Below are 16,150 nucleotides of genomic sequence, written 5' to 3' on the forward strand. Positions count from 1 at the left end.
GGGTGTCGACGGCGGTCACAGTTCCGGCTCCTTCCGGTTGAGCAGCCATGACACCGGGACCATGATCGCCGTGACGACCACGAACAGGACCACGTTGCCGGCGGTCGACAGGCCGTAGAAGCCCGCCTGGTACTGCTTGTAGATGACGCTCGCGATCACGTCGCTGGTGAACCCGGGGCCGCCGCCGGTCATCGCCCAGATCAGGTCGAACGACCGCAGGCCGCCGATGAGCGAGAGGATGATGACCGTCCCCATCGCCGGGCGCGAGAGCGGCAGCGTGATGTTCTTGAAGATCGTCCACGCGCTCGCGCCGTCGACCCGTGCCGCTTCGAAGTACTCCTGCGGGATGGCGACGATGCCGGCGATGAAGATGAGCGTCGCGATGCCGACGCCCTTCCAGACGTCCACCGCGGCGACGCTCCAGAGTGCGAGCGCCGGGTCGGTCAGCCACCCGGGGGTAGGCAGGCCGACCGAACCGAGCAGGCCGTTCACGATCCCGTGGAAGGGGTCGAGCAGGGCCTTGAAGGTGATGCCGATGCCGATCGTGGACACGAGCACCGGGAAGAACACGACCGCCCGGAGGTAGCCGCGGCCGAGCACGGGGCTCGTGAGGAGCAGGGCTAGGGCGAGTCCGAGGACCACCTTCGCCGCGCTCGTCACGAAGCCGTACTCGAACGTGTGCACGAACCCGGAGACGAGCTGCGGGTCCTGGAAGAACCGGACGAAGTTGCCGACGCCGATGAAGGTCTGGTCGAACAACGTCCAGCGGGTGAGCGAGAACCAGAAGCCGGCGAAGGTCGGGACCGCGAAGAACACGACGTACAGCGCGATCGCCGGGATGAAGAACCATGCGGGGTAGAAGGAGCGCATCCGCTTCCGGGCCGGCCCACCACCGGGGCGGGCCTGTCGCGGCGGGACCACTGCCGTCGTGAGCGTCGCGGTCACCGCCGTCACCAGCCCTTGATGCCGAGCTGCTGGGCCTGCTGCACGACGTCCTGGTCGTACTGCTTGGCACCGACTGCTGCGGTGGAGATCCCGGAGCCGACCTGCACGCAGATCTTCTCGAGGTTCGGCCCCTTGATCGGCGACAGGAACTCGAGCGCCGGCTTCGCCTTGCCGTCGTCGATGTACTGCTTGACGTCACCGAGCATCGGCGGGACCGATTCGGGGAGCTTGCACGTCGAGATCACGTAGGGCCCGCCCGGGGTCCCGGTGTCGTTCTGCACCTTGCAGCCGTCCGACGAGTTGGCGAAGGCGATGAACTTCTTCGCCGCCGCGAGCTCGTCGCCCGTGGTCGTCTTCGGGATGTACAGCCCGTTGGGTTCCCAGATCGTCAGGTTCGTGTCGCTCGCGTCGGCTGCCGGCAGGGCGAAGGCGCCGATGTCGTCGACCGCGTCGGGGCTGTCCTGCTGCAGGGTCGAGATGGCGTTGGTGAGCATCGGGTACTGCGCTCCGGTGCCGTCCGCGAGCATCTTCAACCCGTTCGCCTGCGTGGCCGAGGCGTAGTCCTGGTTCAGCAGGCCCTTGCCCTCGACGTCCGCCAGGTGCTGGAAGCCCGCCAGCGCCGGCTGCTTGGCGTAGGACTCCTTGTTCGCCGTGTACTTCGTCGCCCAGTCCGCCTGCTGCGCTGTGATGTTGGCGAAGTCCCCGAGGATGAAGAGCTGGCTGGTCCAGGTGTCGCCGTACGTCTGGATGATCGGCGCGATGCCGCCCGCGGCCTTGATCTTCTCGCTGTTGCTGATGAACTCGTCCCAGGTCGTGGGGACGCTGAGCCCGAGCTTCGCGTAGACCTTCTTGTTGTACATCACCCCGCCGCCGAAGCTGGTGCCGATCGGAGCGCCGTACATGCCCTTGTCGGTGCTGACGACCTGCTTGAACTGCTTGTCGACGTCCTTCGCCCAGCTCTGGTCGGAGAGGTCGACGAGTGTGTTGTCCGGGTTGAGCGCCTGGAAGAGCGAGCCGGAGTTGTAGTTGAAGACGTCGTCCATCTCGCCCGTCGACAGCTGCGTCTTGACCAGGTTGTCGCCGTCGGTGCCCTGCGGCTTCGTGTCGACCTTGACCGTGACGTCGGGGTTCGCCTGCTCGAACGCTGCGACGAGTGCCTTCGTGGTGGCTGCCGTGGCGGTCGAGTTGTCGACCAGGTAGCTGATCTGGACCTTGCCGCCGTTGCTGCCGGTGTCGGCCGAGCCGCCCGACGAACACGCGGCGAGGCCGCCGATGAGGACCGTGGCGCCGCCGATGGCGAGCAGCCGGGTGGTCAGGGAACGAGCTGACATCCTTACCTCCTCGTAAGGCCCGGACCTGGGGGAGCCCGGGTGGAACGGAGCCGGTCGCCGCATCGTCGCGGGGACCGGTCGTGCTGTTTAGAACGTTTCAATCGGAATGGAACCACGAGGATTGAAGCGTGTCAATCGTTCGTCCGGATCTGTCGGGAGGCCACCGGCCCGGCCTGCTGTCCTGTCGGACGGGAGGCGCGTGGCGGCGCCGCCCCGCGCCTCCCGTCCGGCGGGTGGTGCGCTGGTGCGCTCGGTGCGCGGTCGATTCGCGCGTAGGGGGTCTGGTCGCGCGTAGGGGGTCGAATCGCGCGTAGGGGGTCAGGAGTTCGGGCCTCCAATGCGCGATCCCGCTTTCCATGACGCGCGCGATGGGACAGAACGCACACGGTGCGAGGTCCGCCGTCAGGGCTCGGAGCGCCGGGGGTCCGTCGAAACGACTGCCGCTCGGGCCTGGACGGCGCTCGGACGTTCGCGACCGAGCGTGCTCTCGCGGGGGACCAGGTCGCTGCCGAGCACGACCGTCCGGTGCACGTGCTCGGCGGGGTCGTCCGTGAGCTCGGCGAGCAGCAGGTCGACGGCGACCCGCCCCATGTCTGCCCCGTGCATCGTCACCGAGGTCAGCGGCACCGCTCCGCCCCACGCGATCGAGTTGTGGTCGCAGCCGGAGACGGGGATGTCCTCGGGGACGCGGATGCCGGCGGCGCGCAGCTCGGTGACGACGGCCATCGCGAGCAGGTCCGTCACGCCCAGGACGCCGTCGGGGCGCTCGTCCACGGGCATCCGGGCGATGCGAGCGCCCGCGTCGGTTCCACCGGGAGGGTCGATGTCGCCCGCGTCGACGTCGACCAGCGAGACGCCGGGGTGCTCGGCGATCGCGCGCAGGACGCCGGTGCGTCGGCGGGCCACGGGTTGCAGGTCGGGGCGTGCGCTCACGAACCCGATGCGTCGTGCCCCGCGCTCGATGAGGTGCGCGGTCGCGATGTAGCCGGCCTGCTCGTTGTCGACGACGACCGCGCAGGCATCGACCTCGGTCGGTTCGTAGTTGACGTAGACGACCGGGTGGCCGTGACGACGGGTGCGCTCGACCTGGTCGCGCGACTCGGTCATCGTGGCCAGGAGGATGCCGGAGGTGCGGGTGCTCTCCAGGAACGCCAGGTGGTCGCTCTGGGCCTGCTCGTCGTTCTCGCTGCTGGCGATCAGCAGGGCGAACTCCTGGGCCCGGGCCGCCAGTTGCGCGCCGTTCAGGAGGTCGCTGAACAGGGAGTTCTGCAACGAGGACACCACCAGGCCGATCGACCGCGTGCTGCCCGAGGCCAGCGCCCTGGCGTTGCGGTCGGGGGTGTAGCCGAGGTCGGCGATCGCGGCTCGGACCCGATCCGCGGTGGCATCACGGACGCGCTCGGGGTGGTTCAGGACGTTCGACACCGTCGCCAGCGACACGCCCGCCCGAGCAGCGACGTGGCGCACGCTCGGCGGTCCGTCACGGCGAGGCGGCTGGACCATCCCTCGATCGTAGGGGAACTCCGGGGAGGTGAGCGGTGCTCGCGGTCTCGCTGCTCGTGGTCTCAGTGCTCGCGGACGGTGGACTGGCGCACCACCAGCTCCGGGGTGAACTCCACGTGGTCGAGCTCCAGGTCGGAGCCGCCGTCCACCTGGCGGACGAGCAGTTCGATGGCCTGGCGTCCCAGGTCCTGCGCCGGCTGTCGCACGCTCGTCAGGGGGACGACCGCGGCCTCGGCGAACGCGATGTCGTCGTAGCCCACGATCGCGATCTCCTCCGGCACGGCCACGGACCCGCGCATGATGAACGCCTGCTCGAGCCCGACCGCGATCAGGTCGTTCGCCGCGAACACCGCATCGGGGCGTTCGGCGGCGGGACGGCGCTGGAGTGCTTCGCCGATGCGCCGGCCCTCGAGCACCGACAGCGAGGTCGTGCGCAGCACCTCGAGGGACGCGCCCGCAGCGGTCACCGCCGCGAGGGCTCCGGCGTGGCGGTCCACGACCTGCCGGATGCCGAACGGGCCGCCGACGTAGGCGATCCGACGACGACCGATCGCGAGCAGGTGCTCGACGGCGATGCGGCCCCCCGCGACGTCGTCCACCGAGACCGACGCGAAGTGCTCGTCGTCCGCCCGCCGGTCGACCAGCACGACCGCGGTGCCCTGGTCTCGGAGTCGAGCCAGGCGCGCGAGGTCGTCGCCGGCGGGGGAGACGAGCAGCCCGGCGACGCGGCGCTCCTCGAACAGGTCGATGTAGGTCCGCTCACGCTCCGTGGACTCGTCCGAGTTGCCGATCAGCACCGCGAGGCCCTTCGACATCGCCGCGTCCTCGGCGCCGCGGGCGACGTCGGTGAAGAACGGGTTGCCGCCGTCGAGGACGATCAGGCCGACGGTCGAGCTGCGTCCCGCGCGGAGCTGCCTGGCGGAGTCGTTGCGCACGAAGCCGAGTTCCGCGATGGCCTGCTGCACGCGTTCGACCGTCGCGGGGGCCACCTTCTCGGGTCGGTTCAGCACGTTCGACACCGTGCCGAGGGACACGCCGGCGAGTGCTGCGACCTCCCGAACGCTCACCGTCATGCGGTCATCCTGACATCCCGTCCAGGGTTCCGGCGCGCTTGCGGTGTCCGACGTTGCGGTGTGGCGGTGCTGCTGGGCGGTCCGGCGACCTCGCACGGTGCGAGGTTGCGGCGCGGCCGGGGTGTGGCGCGGGCGTTCGGTGCGAGGTTCCGGACACGGTGCGAGGTGGCAGGCTCGCACGGTGCGCACAACCTCGCACGGTGTGCACAACCTCGGACGGTGTGGGTGCAGTGCGGGTGCGGCGGGCGCACCCCACCCCTTGCGCCGTCAGCCCGCCCGGCGTATGGTCTCGCTGACCCGTTGAAACGATTCACTGACGAACACGCACGAACGGAGGACCAATGGCGGTCCGCATCGGAGCCCGGAACACCACGGGCTGGAAGGCGACGATCTCCGTCGCCATGTCGAACTACATCGAGTCGGGGTCGATCATCGCGATCGCCACGAGCCTGAGTCTCTGGCAGGCGCAGTTCCACGTCGGGGACCTGCAAGTCGGCCTGCTGGCCAGCCTGTCCGCGAACGCGTTCGGCGCCGCGGCCGGTGCGATCATCGGCGGCCCACTGTGCGACCGCTACGGCCGCAAGTTCATCTACACGTACGACCTGCTGCTCTACATGCTCGGCATCCTGCTCGCCGTCTTCGCGGGCAGCTACGGCATGCTGCTCGTCGGCTTCATCCTCACCGGGATCGCGGTCGGCGCGGGCGTCCCCGCCAGCTGGACGTACATCGCCGAGCAGGCACCCGCCGACAAGCGCGCCGCCCACGTCGGCACGGCGCAGCTCGCATGGTCGATCGGCCCGATGGTCGGGTTCGCGCTGGCCATCGCTGCGGCACCGCTCGGCCTGCTCGGCAGCCGGCTGATCTTCGCGCACCTGTTCGTCGTCGCCGCGGTCGTGTGGTGGCTCCGACGCGGTCTGCCCGAGTCGACGATCTGGAAGGACGAGCGCGCGGCCAGCGGCAGCGCGAACTTCTTCCACGGCTTCACCCAGCTCTTCAGCCGCCGGAAGAACCTCACCGCGATGCTCTTCCTGTTCGGCGTCTACGCCCTGTGGAACACCGTCGCGGGACAGGCCGGCATCTTCCAGCCCCGCGTCTACTCGGCGACCGGCGTGACGAGCGTCACGGAGCAGTACGGGCTGCAGATCCTGGTGTGGGGCTGCACCGTCGCAGCGACGTACTTCGGCTTCATGCGCTTCGCTGACCGGATGAGCCGCCGGGTCCTCTACGCGATCGGCGCCGCACTCGCGATCGTCGCCTGGGCCGTGCTCATCTACGCTCCGGCGAACCTCGGCACGCTGTTGTTCTTCGCGGTCGCGTGGGGGATCTCGTCGGGCATCGGTGCGCAGGCGTTCTACGGCCTCTGGACGAGCGAGCTCTTCGCCACCCGGTACCGCGCCAGCGCCCAGGGCGTGCTGTTCCTGGCGGCGCGCGTCATGGTCGGCCTGCTGAGCATCTGGTTCCCGCTGCTGCTGTCCGACATCGGCCTCCGGGCACTCGGCGGCCTGATCCTCGGCCTGCTCGCGCTGTCGTTCCTGATCGGCACGATCTGGGCCCCGAACACGCGCGGCAAGACCCTCGAGGAGATCGAGGCCGAACGACACGGCACCGTCACCAGCCTGACGGGCACCGCTCGCACCGTCGACGAGCACGAGGAACGTCAGCGGTCGCTCAGCGGCCAGGTGCGCGGTGCGCGCGACGAGCGGATGCCCAGGTGAGCGCGACCGGCGGCGGTGACCCGGGCCTCCAGACCGGACCGCCTGGAGGCCCGACCAGCGTCACGCGCGTCTGCTTCCGACTGCAGGTGGCTGCGGCGCACATGGACGCCTACCGGGAGCGGCACGTCGCGGTCTGGCCGGCGATGCTCCGGGCGATCGCTGCGGCGGGACGGCGGAACTACTCGCTCTTCCTCGACGACGACGGCCTGCTCATCGGGTACTACGAGACGGACTCGGTGGCCGACGCGGACGCCGCCCTGGCGGCGAGCGAGGTGGCGACGGCCTGGGAGACCCACATGCAGGACCTGTTCGACGGTGCCACCGGCCGCGCCGACCAGACCGCACGGGTGCTGCCCGAGGTGTTCAACCTCGAGGACCAGCTGGCCGCGGCCGGGGACTGAACCTGCAGGGCACGACGCAGGCACAGCGCGCTGCTGGCATCGCTGGCTAGCGTCGGCGCCATGCAGACTCCCGCTCCAGGCACCCTCCGCGTCCTGCACCTGTCCGACACCCACCTGACCGGGGACGGCGCCCTGCACCAGGGGGCCGTCGACACGACCGCCGCGCTCGAGGCCCTGCTCGCCACCGTCGACACGGTCCCCGGTGTCGGGCTGGTCGTCGTCTCCGGCGACGTCTCCGAGGACGGCTCGCCCGAGTCGTACACCACGCTCGTCGACCGGGTCGGGGGATGGGCTCGCCGGCACGGTGCGGCGCTCGTCGCGGTGCCGGGCAACCACGACCAGCGGGCCGGGTTCCGGCAGGTGCTCGCGAACGGGCACGTCCTCGGCGAGGGCGGCATGCCGCTGATGCACACGATGGAGCACCACCCGCCGACCGTCCCCGTGTGGGGACAGTCGGTCGTCGCCGGGCGCCGGGTCGTCACACTCGACACCAGCGTGCCGGGAGCTGGCTACGGGCGACTCGAGCCCGAGGTCCTCGACCGACTCCGGACCACGCTGGCCGATCGGTCCTCGGCGCCGCTCGGCACCCTCGTCGTGCTGCACCACCCGCCGCTGCCGGCACCGACCGCACTGCACGAGGCACTGCGCCTGCAGGACCCGGGAGCGCTCGCCGAGGTGCTGCGCGGCTCCGACGTGCGGGTGGTCCTGGCCGGGCACTACCACCACCACTTCGCGGGGTCCATCGGAGGCGGCGTGCCCGTGCTCGTCGCGCCCGGGGTGGCGAACGACACCGACGTCACCGGGTCCTGGGACGAGGAGACCGCCTTCGCCGCGACGGGTGCGCTCGTGGTCGACGTCGCCGAGGACGGCTCGGTCTGGTCGACCCCGGTGCGGGTGCCGGTCGCGGGGGACGACGTCGTCGCGCTGCACCTCGACGCGGCGGCGGTCGCGCGCGTCGCCGCAGAAGCCGGGCCGGGGAGCGCGTCGGAAGTCGGGCCGGGCAGCGCGTCCGGGCTGCGCTGAGAAGTACCCCGGACGCGCGGGCGGTGTCGGGGCTCTCCGAGTATCACGGTGCAACAAGGTCCGAAGGAGTGAGCCATGCGAACCGGCAACGCAGTGCAGTACGACCGCTACGGCGGCTTCGACGTCGTCGAGCTCGTCGCGCAGGAGCGGCCGACGCCCGGCCCCACCGACGTCGTGGTCGAGGTCTCCGTCGCGGGACTCAACCACATCGAACGGTTCCTGCGCGAAGGGCGCCTGCAGGAGTTCATCGACCTCGAGTTCCCGGCGCACCAGGGCGTCGACTTCGCCGGGGTCGTCGCGGCCCGCGGGTCCGACGTCCGTGACCTCAAGGTCGGCGACGAGGTCATGGGCCACGCGCCGCACGGGGGCTCCCACGCCACGTGGGTGAGCGTCCCGCGGAGCGCCGTCGTGAAGAAGCCCTCGACCATGAGCTTCGAGGTCGCCGGCAGCCTGTACCTGGCCGGGTGCACGGCCCTGTCGATCGTCCGGTCGCTCAAGCTCGGCCCCGAGGACACGGTCGTCATCAGCGCCGCTGCGGGCGGGGTCGGGCACATCGAGTGCCAGCTGGCCAAGGAGACCGGCGCGACGGTGATCGGGCTCGGCAGCCCGCGCAACCACGACGCCCTCCGGCAGATCGGCGTGCTGCCGGTCGCCTACGGCGAGGGCGAGGAGGACCGCATCCGCGAGATCGCGGACGGCCGCACCGTCACCGCCTTCATCGACAACCGCGAGCACAACGAGAACGTGGCGCTGGCCGAGCGGCTCGGCGTGACCGGCTCGCGGTTCGTGACCAGCGACGACCGGCGCGACCTGGAGATCCGCTTCCTGCGGGCACCCGGCGACGACACCGAGGCGATCGAGATGCTCACCACGCTCGGCGACCTGGTGCAGCGGCACAAGGTCCAGTTCATCATCTCGGGCTACTACCCGTTCGAGTACATCGTCGACGCGTACGAGGACCTGGCCGAGATGCACTCGCGCGGCAAGGTCGTGGTGGGGATGCAGCCCGTCGAGACCGGTGCACGCCTCCACTGGTACAAGTCCGAGAAGTCCCGGGACCTGCGTGACCCGGTGTCGAGCGGCGCTCCCGCCCGGCCCGAAGCACACTAGCCACGTCACGGACGACCGAGGGCCCCGGCGATCGCCGGGGCCCTCGGTCGTGTGACCGTCGTCAGTCGTCGCGCGCGGCTGTCGTCAGCCGTCGCGCGCGGCCGTCGTCAACTCAGCACGTCCTTCGAGGCGAACCTGCCGTACGCCAGCGTGCCGAACACCGCGACGTAGCCGAGCTGCAGGAGTGCGTTGCTGCCGAACGAGTCGAACGCGATCGGGTCGCGCAGCAGGTCGCCGAAGCCGAGCCACTGGTGCGAGAACAGGAACGGGTGCAGCCAGTCCAGCTGCGGGAGCTGGTCGAGCACCTGGGACGCCCCGGCGAGCACCACGGTCGCGGCCATCGCCCCGACGGGCACGTTCGTCAGCGACGAGGCGAACAGCCCGATCGCCGCGAGCCCCAGCATCGACAGCGTGACGTAGAGCGCCAGCAGCAGGGCTCGGCCGGCGTACGACGCTCCGTCCACCTGGGTGCCGGACAGCAGGGTCACCGGCCCGATCGGGAACAGCAGCGCCCCGATCGCCGCGCCGACCAGCACGATCACCAGCGTGGCGGCGAGGCAGAACGCCACCGCGCCGACGTACTTGACGAGCATGAAGCGCAGCCGGCCGGTCGGTGCGACGAGCAGGTAGCGGAGCGTGCCGTGGCTCGCCTCGCCGGCCACCGTGTCGCCGGCGACCACGCCGACCGTCAGCGGCAGGAACAGCGGGATCGAGACCGTCAGTGCGGTGAACGACACGAACAGGCCGTTGTTGGTGATGGCGTTGAGGAACGCCGGGCCGCGGCTGTCGTCGCCGGTGGTGAGGCGGACCGCGACGGCGATCAGGACGGGGACGAGTGCCAGCGCGCCGAGCATCGCCCAGGTGCGACGACGTCGGAACACCAGCGCGAGTTCCGACCCGAGCAGCGCGAACGTGCGTCTCCGCGCCGCGGACGGAGCGGCCGGCGGTGTCGTGGCACCGTCGGCCGGACGGGAGGCCGTGGTCGCGGTGGTCGGCTCAGGCAGCGACATCGAAGCCCTCCCCGGTGAGTGCGACGAACAGGTCCTCGAGGGTGCCGCCACCCACGGCGACCCCGCGGACGCGGACGTCCGCGTGCACCAGCTCGGTGACGATCGTCTCGGGCAGCAGCGCAGCGGGGAGGTCGGCGACGAGCACGTCGGCGCCGCCGTCGTGCCGGGGTGTGAGCCCGAGGCGCATGAGCACCGAGCCCGCGTGTCCGACGTCGGGCGTCCGGACCGTGACCGTGCGGGCACCCGCGGAGCGCAGGTCGTCGAGCGTGCCCTGCGCGACGAGCTTGCCGGCGCGCATCACCCCGGCGTGCGTGCAGACCTGTTCGATCTCGGCCAGCAGGTGGCTCGACACGAACACCGTGGTGCCGTCGTCCGCCAGGGAGCGGATCAGGTTGCGGACCTCGCGCGTGCCCTGTGGATCGAGGCCGTTCGTGGGTTCGTCCAGCACGAGCAGGTCGCGCGGGGTGAGCAGGGCGTTCGCCAGGCCCAGTCGTTGCTTCATGCCGAGCGAGTAGGCGTGTGCCTTCTTGTCGGCAGCGTGGGACAGTCCGACGCGGTCGAGCGCTCGGGCCACCCGCTCGCGACGGGTGCGTGGGTCCGAGGTGGGGTCGGCGGCGTCGAAGCGGGACAGGTTCGCCCGGCCGGACAGGTACGGGTAGAACGCCGGCCCCTCGACGAGCGCCCCGACCCGGGGGAGCACGGTGTGCAGCGCAGCGGGCATCGTCTCGCCGAGGACCTGGATCGACCCGCCCGTCGCGGACGACAGGCCGAGCAGCATCCGGATGGTCGTGGTCTTGCCCGAGCCGTTCGGTCCGAGGAAGCCGTAGACCGACCCCCGGGGGACCGCCAGGTCGATGCCGTCGACGGCGCGCTGCTTCCGGAACACCTTCGCGAGTCCGCTCGTGCGGATCGCCAGGTCCGGCTCCACAGCCGCCGGGGTGCGGTCGGTCGTCGGTGCGGTCGTGCTCACTTGGCGGCGGCCACCAGCGACGACACCGGCACGGCACCGGCCAGCACGCGGCCGTCGTCGGTCAGGTACACCGACACCAGCGAGGTCTGGATCGCGCGGCCGCCGTCGACAGCGCGGGTCAGCTGGTCCAGCAACGCGGTGCTGTCGGTCCCGAGACCACTCCGGTCAGCAGTGCCCGCGGGCAGTTCGGCGATCGTGTCCCAGCCCGAGCCGGTCACCGTCGGCGCGCTGCCGTCGGTCCCCGGGCGCGAGCCGTGGTGGGCGCCGTGCGCAGCCGCACCGGAGAGGTCCTTCGTGGTGACCTTCGCGTCGGACGGCGGCGTGAAGTCGAAGAGCCGGGCGGCGGGAGCGCCGTAGGACAGGCTCGTGTACCCGACCTGGAACGCGGCATCCGACTGGCCCTTCGCCTGCACCGCGGCGCTGAGCGGCAGCCCGGTCTGCTGGTCGACAGCCAGCTCGACGCGGCCCACCAGGGTGTCCGAGGACTTCGGCGTGAGCACGATCTGCCACGCGCGCTGTCCGGCGACGGTGGTGCTGGTCGGCTTCGACACGGTGGTGCTCGGCGTGATGGCGTCGATGGCCTGCTTCGCGATGTCGGCCGGGGTCGTCGTGCCGTCCTGCATCGACGTCGCAGTGCTCTTCGGCAGGGTCACGTGCGTGGCTTCGTTCTGCTTCGAGTCCCAGGTCCACACGTCGCTGCCGTTGCGGACGAGGTCCTGCTCGGCGAGCTGCTGCGTCACCTGCACGCGCTGCTTGGTCGGCCCGTCGACGTAGACCCGGGCGGTGTGCGACGCGGTGAGCATGCTGAGGGCGTCCGATGCGTTGCCCTCGAGCGACGAGCCACTCGACCCCGTCGGCAGCTCCGGGAGGCCGAGGTCACTCGTCTGCGAGAGCTTGCCCGAGTACTGCGCGTCGGAGGACTTCGCGACGCTGGCGATGACGTCCGCCGCGGTCGGGTTCGCACCCGCGAGCGGCGTGCTGGCAGCGTTGGCGAGGGCCGGTGCGGCGATGGCCCCGGCCACGACGACCGGTGCGATGACGGCGGGCAGCCATGCGGACTTCTTCATTGCAGATCCCCTCAGAGGGCGGTGGGACGGCGGAGCGGTGCAGCCGTGAGCACAGTAGGTCCGGCAACCGACAGTCGGCTGTGTCCGCCAGCGCCAGGCGGCCGACCAAGGGGTCAGGCGTCGGTCCCGACCGGAGCGGAACCGTCGTAGGCACAGATGGCCTGCACCTTCGACGCACTGGCGCTGGTCGGGTCGAACTCGTACCCGAGCCACTCCTTCGCCAGACGACGGGCCAGTTCGACCCCGATGACGCGCTGGCCCATGCAGAGCACCTGCGCGTCGTTCGACAGCACTGACCGCTCGACGCTGAACGAGTCGTGCGCGGTCACGGCACGGATCCCCGGGACCTTGTTCGCGCTGATCGCGACCCCGAGCCCGGTGCCGCAGAGCAGGATCGCCCGGTCAGCCTCGCCGTTCGCGACCATCCGCGCGGCATCGACGGCGACGTGCGGGTAGGCGGTGTGCCCATCCGCGTCCACCCCGACGTCCAAGACGCTCGCGACCCGGTCGTCGGCCAGCAGGTCGGCCTTGATGATCTCCTTGTAGTCGAATCCGGCGTCGTCCGAGCCGACCACGAGTCGGTACGTCATGCGTGTCTCCCTCCGCGGGGCCTCGTCGCTGAGGCGCCCGTCAGGTCCAGTCTGCGCCCCCTCGCTACGATCGGACACATGTCGGCCGAGCCTCCCACCGCGGACGCCGCACGAGCACGGTTCCCGCTCGACACCGTGTACCAGGCAGCTCGGATGTACTACCTCGAGGACGCCACGCAGGCGGCGATCGCCTCGCGGCTCGGGGTCTCGCGACCGACCGTCTCGCGCCTGGTGGCCGAGGCCCGTCGCGCGGGACTGGTCCGCATCGAGGTGGTCGACCCGTTCCGGGACGAGACCGTGGCGCTCGCCGGACGGCTGCAGGTCGGACTCGGGCTGCACGCCGTGCACCTCGCCCCGGTGACCCACACCGCGACGCTCGGAGCCGACCTCGCCGCGCCCCTGGCGGCCGCGGTCGAGGGCATGGCGCTCCAACCCGGGGACGCGGTCCTGATGTCGTCCGGGCGCACCGTGTACGCCCTCGCCCAGGCCGGGATGCCGCAGCTGCCGGGCGTCCAACTCGTCCCCACGGTCGGTGGCCAGGCGGACCCGATGCCGTGGTTCCAGACGAACGAGATCACGCGCACCGCGGCACAGCACTCCGGCGCGATCCCGGCGTTCCTGTTCGCCCAGGCGCTGCCCTCCGCGGCGATGCGGGCCTCCTTGGACGAGGACCCTGCGTTCCAGCACGTGGTCGGGCTCTGGGGTCGGGCGAAGGGGGCGGTGCTCGGGATCGGGGCCCCGGCGCCGACCCGCGACGCCGTGGCGCGGGGCATCCCGGTCGAGGACCGGGCGTTCGACCGCGCGGCCGGCGACGTCAGCCTGAACTTCTTCGCGCCGGACGGGTCGGCGATCGACTTCCCGGGGAGCGACCGGATGGTGCGGACGTCGCGCGAGGTCCTGGCGGCCGTGCCGCACGCGGTGGGCGTGGCGGTCGGCGAGGCGAAGGTCCCGAGCATCATCGGCGCGGTTTGCGGCGGCCTGGTCAACGCGCTGGTCTCGGACGCCGCGACGGCGCGCGCCGTGCTCGACGCGCTCGCCTGAGCGCTGCCGCCTGCGGACGGGCTCCGCGCCGGACGGGAGGCTGCCCACCGGGCCCGCACCGAGCCTCCTGTCCGTCGCGGTGCCGGACGACCGCTACAGGTGACCGTGGTGGCTGCGCCGCACGTCCCACAGGTGGTGCACCGGGTCGTGCGCGTAGTACACCGCGAGCGAGGCGACCGTGAAGGCGCTGCCGTCGGAGCGCAGGCCGGTGCGGTCCAGCTGGTCCTCGCGCACGTCCTCGAACGCCCGTGCTGCCCGGTGGGCCGCCTCCCCGAGTTCCCGCTCGACCACGACGGGGTCCTGCTCGCCGTAGGCGTCCTCGACCGCGGTGGCGTCCTGGTCCCAGTCCGGGAACGTCGGGGCGTCCTGGCTGAGCATCAGCGCGAGCCGTTCGGTCATCTTCCGGTGCACGTCGCGGACGTGGGCGGCGTACTCCAGCGTCGACCAGGTCTGCTCGTCGGGGCGGACCCGGACGTCCGGGCGCGCGAGGGCCTCGGGCCAGCCGGTGACGTTCGCCTCGACGATGCCGGGCACGTCGCGGATCGTCGTCGTGCTGCCGTCGTAGCCGCAGTCCGGGCACGGCGTCCCGATCACCCAGGTCCAGTTCTTCGTGTCCGGTTCGATCGCCATGCGCCGATGGTAACGACATCGTGACCAACCCCTCCGCTTCCGCACGGGACTGCTGATCGACCGCGACCCCCGTCCGGGTGACACGCCGGTCCCTGTGAATCACCGGCCAATGACATTCCAGTCGCTCGGTAACGTCGTCGGCTGTTCATCCGACCCGTAGGGAGCAGCAGATGGGTTCCGACCCCAGCAGTACCGAGCGCCGACGGCCCGCCCGCCGGCTGCGCGAGAGCGACGTCACCGTCGTGGACAAGAGCATGATGCGCCGAGCCGTCAGCGGCATGGTCGTCGGCAACACCATGGAGTGGTACGACGTCGGCGTGTACGGCTACCTCGCCGTCACGATGGGGCGCGTGTTCCTGCCGACGGCCGAACCGGCGGTGCAGATCCTGTTCAGCCTCGGTGTCTTCGCGGCGACGTACATCGCCCGGCCGCTCGGCGGCATCGTCTTCGGCCGCATGGGCGACCGGATCGGCCGCCAGAAGGTCCTCGCGACGACGCTCATCCTGATGGCCGCGTCGACGTTCCTGATCGGTGTGCTGCCCGCGTACGCCACGATCGGGGTGTTCGCGCCGGTGATCCTGGTGGTGCTGAAGCTCCTGCAGGGGTTCTCGACGGGCGGTGAGTACGCCGGGGCGACCACGTTCGTCACCGAGTACGTCCCGGACCGCCGTCGTGGGTTCTTCGCGAGCATCCTCGACTTCGGCAGCTACATGGGCTTCGCACTCGGCGCCACGGTCGTCTCGGTCCTGCAGATCACCCTCGGCGAGGAGACCATGACCGCGTGGGGCTGGCGTCTGCCGTTCCTGGCAGCCGGGGTCATCGGCGCCGTCGCGATCTGGTTCCGCCTGCGCATCGAGGAGTCGCCGACGTTCCAGGCCACCCAGGCCGCGCAGGAGGCCGCGAACGAGGCCCGTGTCGACGCGACCGGGCAGCGCCCCACGAGCGTCCTGGCGATGGTGCGACAGCACTGGCGGCCGATCGTCATCGCCGTGATGCTCGTCGCCGCGTCGAACACCGTCGGGTACGCCCTGACGAGCTACATGCCGACGTACCTGACCGACTCGCTCGGGTACTCCGCGATCGACGGCACGCTGCTGACGATCCCCGTGCTCGTGCTGCTCGCCGTGATGCTGCCGCTGACGGGCAAGCTCTCCGACCGCCTGGGGCGCCGCGTCGTGATGTGGATCGGCGCGGCCACGACGGTCGTGCTGGTCGTCCCCGCGTTCCTGCTCATCGGCCACGGCGAGCAGTGGTCCACCCTGTCCGGTCTGGCCCTGCTGGCGCTCATGACCGCGCTGTGGGTGTCGAACCAGGCGGCGTCGCTGCCCGCGCTGTTCCCGACCTCGACGCGGTACGGCGGCATGGGCTTCGCGTACAACATCGCGATCGCGGTCTTCGGCGGGACGACGCCGCTCATCGTGCAGGCCCTGCTGACCGCGACCGGCGACGAACTGGCACCCGCGTACTTCCTCATGGCGACGAGCGTCCTCGGTGCCGTCGGGGTGTTCTGCATGAAGGAGTCCTCGCAGCGCCCGCTGCCCGGGTCGATGCCCTCCGTCGAGACCCCGGAGGAGGCGCGCGAGCTCGTCCTGACGCAGGACACGAACCCGCACCTGGACCTCGGGGACCTGCCGTTCGCCGCACAGGACGCCGCGCGGGAGCACGAGGCAGCGCGCGAGGCCGATCCCGTGCGCTGACCCGGAACGCGGGCGGCGGCCGGCGCCGACTCGGAACGACATCG

General features: G+C 71.2%; 15 protein-coding genes. 6 read left to right on the top strand and 9 right to left on the bottom strand.

The genetic code is table 11. From position 1 onward, the window contains the following. Positions 1 to 15: 15 nt before the first annotated feature. From BIU90_RS10505 to BIU90_RS10520, 4 genes are all read right to left on the bottom strand, one after another. On the bottom strand, positions 16 to 870 hold the full coding sequence (locus tag BIU90_RS10505) for a carbohydrate ABC transporter permease (protein WP_083403914.1): 855 nt from the start codon (positions 868 to 870) through the stop codon (positions 16 to 18). Between the two features lie 80 nt (positions 871 to 950). Continuing rightward, the gene (locus tag BIU90_RS10510) at positions 951 to 2,276 is read right to left on the bottom strand and encodes an ABC transporter substrate-binding protein (protein ID WP_071300158.1); all 1,326 of its coding nucleotides are present in this window, start codon (positions 2,274 to 2,276) and stop codon (positions 951 to 953) included. Between the two features lie 402 nt (positions 2,277 to 2,678). Continuing rightward, a complete protein-coding gene (locus BIU90_RS10515) occupies positions 2,679 to 3,779 on the bottom strand; it encodes a LacI family DNA-binding transcriptional regulator (protein ID WP_071300159.1) in 1,101 nt (366 codons plus the stop codon). A 62-nt stretch (positions 3,780 to 3,841) separates the two neighbouring features. Continuing rightward, positions 3,842 to 4,852 carry a LacI family DNA-binding transcriptional regulator gene (locus BIU90_RS10520; protein WP_071300160.1) on the bottom strand — a complete coding sequence of 337 codons (1,011 nt, stop codon included), beginning with the start codon at positions 4,850 to 4,852 and terminating at the stop codon, positions 3,842 to 3,844. A gap of 341 nt (positions 4,853 to 5,193) precedes the next feature. On the opposite strand from BIU90_RS10520, the gene BIU90_RS10525 reads away from it, so the two are divergent. The 4 genes from BIU90_RS10525 to BIU90_RS10540 all read left to right on the top strand — a co-directional run bounded on the left by BIU90_RS10525 (position 5,194) and on the right by BIU90_RS10540 (position 9,101). Further along, positions 5,194 to 6,567, top strand: coding sequence for an MFS transporter (locus BIU90_RS10525; protein WP_083403871.1), 1,374 nt, complete (start codon positions 5,194 to 5,196; stop codon positions 6,565 to 6,567). Beyond that, positions 6,564 to 6,968 carry an L-rhamnose mutarotase gene (locus tag BIU90_RS10530; RefSeq protein WP_254787009.1) on the top strand — a complete coding sequence of 135 codons (405 nt, stop codon included), beginning with the start codon at positions 6,564 to 6,566 and terminating at the stop codon, positions 6,966 to 6,968. Before BIU90_RS10525 ends, BIU90_RS10530 begins: the two co-directional genes overlap by 4 nt. 60 nt (positions 6,969 to 7,028) lie before the next feature. Beyond that, the gene (locus tag BIU90_RS10535; RefSeq protein WP_071300161.1) at positions 7,029 to 7,991 is read left to right on the top strand and encodes a metallophosphoesterase; all 963 of its coding nucleotides are present in this window, start codon (positions 7,029 to 7,031) and stop codon (positions 7,989 to 7,991) included. A gap of 75 nt (positions 7,992 to 8,066) precedes the next feature. Further along, a complete protein-coding gene (locus BIU90_RS10540) occupies positions 8,067 to 9,101 on the top strand; it encodes an NADP-dependent oxidoreductase (protein WP_071300162.1) in 1,035 nt (344 codons plus the stop codon). A 107-nt stretch (positions 9,102 to 9,208) separates the two neighbouring features. Here BIU90_RS10540 and BIU90_RS10545 read toward each other — a convergent pair whose 3' ends face one another. From BIU90_RS10545 to BIU90_RS10560, 4 genes are all read right to left on the bottom strand, one after another. Next, a complete protein-coding gene (locus BIU90_RS10545; RefSeq protein WP_083403872.1) occupies positions 9,209 to 10,111 on the bottom strand; it encodes an ABC transporter permease in 903 nt (300 codons plus the stop codon). Further along, entirely contained in the window at positions 10,098 to 11,081 is a 984-nt protein-coding gene (locus BIU90_RS10550) for an ABC transporter ATP-binding protein (protein ID WP_254787010.1), read from the bottom strand. Before BIU90_RS10550 ends, BIU90_RS10545 begins: the two co-directional genes overlap by 14 nt. After that, entirely contained in the window at positions 11,078 to 12,148 is a 1,071-nt protein-coding gene (locus BIU90_RS10555; protein WP_071300163.1) for a hypothetical protein, read from the bottom strand. Before BIU90_RS10555 ends, BIU90_RS10550 begins: the two co-directional genes overlap by 4 nt. A gap of 113 nt (positions 12,149 to 12,261) precedes the next feature. Then, complete coding sequence (locus tag BIU90_RS10560) at positions 12,262 to 12,738, bottom strand: ribose-5-phosphate isomerase (RefSeq protein ID WP_071300164.1); 477 nt, start codon at positions 12,736 to 12,738, stop codon at positions 12,262 to 12,264. A gap of 78 nt (positions 12,739 to 12,816) precedes the next feature. Between BIU90_RS10560 and BIU90_RS10565 the strand changes: the two genes are divergently transcribed. Further along, positions 12,817 to 13,779 (top strand): sugar-binding transcriptional regulator, encoded by a 963-nt coding sequence (locus BIU90_RS10565; protein ID WP_071300165.1) that lies wholly within the window; start codon positions 12,817 to 12,819, stop codon positions 13,777 to 13,779. A 93-nt stretch (positions 13,780 to 13,872) separates the two neighbouring features. Here the strand turns inward: BIU90_RS10565 and BIU90_RS10570 are convergent, their stop codons facing one another. Next, complete coding sequence (locus BIU90_RS10570) at positions 13,873 to 14,409, bottom strand: DinB family protein (RefSeq protein ID WP_071300166.1); 537 nt, start codon at positions 14,407 to 14,409, stop codon at positions 13,873 to 13,875. Between the two features lie 170 nt (positions 14,410 to 14,579). Between BIU90_RS10570 and BIU90_RS10575 the strand changes: the two genes are divergently transcribed. After that, the gene (locus tag BIU90_RS10575; protein WP_071300167.1) at positions 14,580 to 16,106 is read left to right on the top strand and encodes an MFS transporter; all 1,527 of its coding nucleotides are present in this window, start codon (positions 14,580 to 14,582) and stop codon (positions 16,104 to 16,106) included. Positions 16,107 to 16,150: the final 44 nt, after the last annotated feature.

Source organism: Curtobacterium sp. MCBA15_001, assembly GCF_001864835.1.
Lineage (GTDB): Bacteria > Actinomycetota > Actinomycetes > Actinomycetales > Microbacteriaceae > Curtobacterium.

Bases quoted from the DNA above. Each gene is read 5' to 3' on its own strand.
- BIU90_RS10565 (WP_071300165.1), top strand. From the start codon at position 12,817: ATGTCGGCCGAGCCTCCCACCGCGGACGCCGCACGAGCACGGTTCCCG.
- BIU90_RS10520 (WP_071300160.1), bottom strand. From the start codon at position 4,852: ATGACGGTGAGCGTTCGGGAGGTCGCAGCACTCGCCGGCGTGTCCCTC.
- BIU90_RS10540 (WP_071300162.1), top strand. From the start codon at position 8,067: ATGCGAACCGGCAACGCAGTGCAGTACGACCGCTACGGCGGCTTCGAC.
- BIU90_RS10515 (WP_071300159.1), bottom strand. From the start codon at position 3,779: ATGGTCCAGCCGCCTCGCCGTGACGGACCGCCGAGCGTGCGCCACGTC.
- BIU90_RS10525 (WP_083403871.1), top strand. From the start codon at position 5,194: ATGGCGGTCCGCATCGGAGCCCGGAACACCACGGGCTGGAAGGCGACG.
- BIU90_RS10505 (WP_083403914.1), bottom strand. From the start codon at position 870: ATGCGCTCCTTCTACCCCGCATGGTTCTTCATCCCGGCGATCGCGCTG.
- BIU90_RS10510 (WP_071300158.1), bottom strand. From the start codon at position 2,276: ATGTCAGCTCGTTCCCTGACCACCCGGCTGCTCGCCATCGGCGGCGCC.
- BIU90_RS10570 (WP_071300166.1), bottom strand. From the start codon at position 14,409: ATGGCGATCGAACCGGACACGAAGAACTGGACCTGGGTGATCGGGACG.
- BIU90_RS10545 (WP_083403872.1), bottom strand. From the start codon at position 10,111: ATGTCGCTGCCTGAGCCGACCACCGCGACCACGGCCTCCCGTCCGGCC.
- BIU90_RS10560 (WP_071300164.1), bottom strand. From the start codon at position 12,738: ATGACGTACCGACTCGTGGTCGGCTCGGACGACGCCGGATTCGACTAC.
- BIU90_RS10555 (WP_071300163.1), bottom strand. From the start codon at position 12,148: ATGAAGAAGTCCGCATGGCTGCCCGCCGTCATCGCACCGGTCGTCGTG.
- BIU90_RS10535 (WP_071300161.1), top strand. From the start codon at position 7,029: ATGCAGACTCCCGCTCCAGGCACCCTCCGCGTCCTGCACCTGTCCGAC.
- BIU90_RS10575 (WP_071300167.1), top strand. From the start codon at position 14,580: ATGGGTTCCGACCCCAGCAGTACCGAGCGCCGACGGCCCGCCCGCCGG.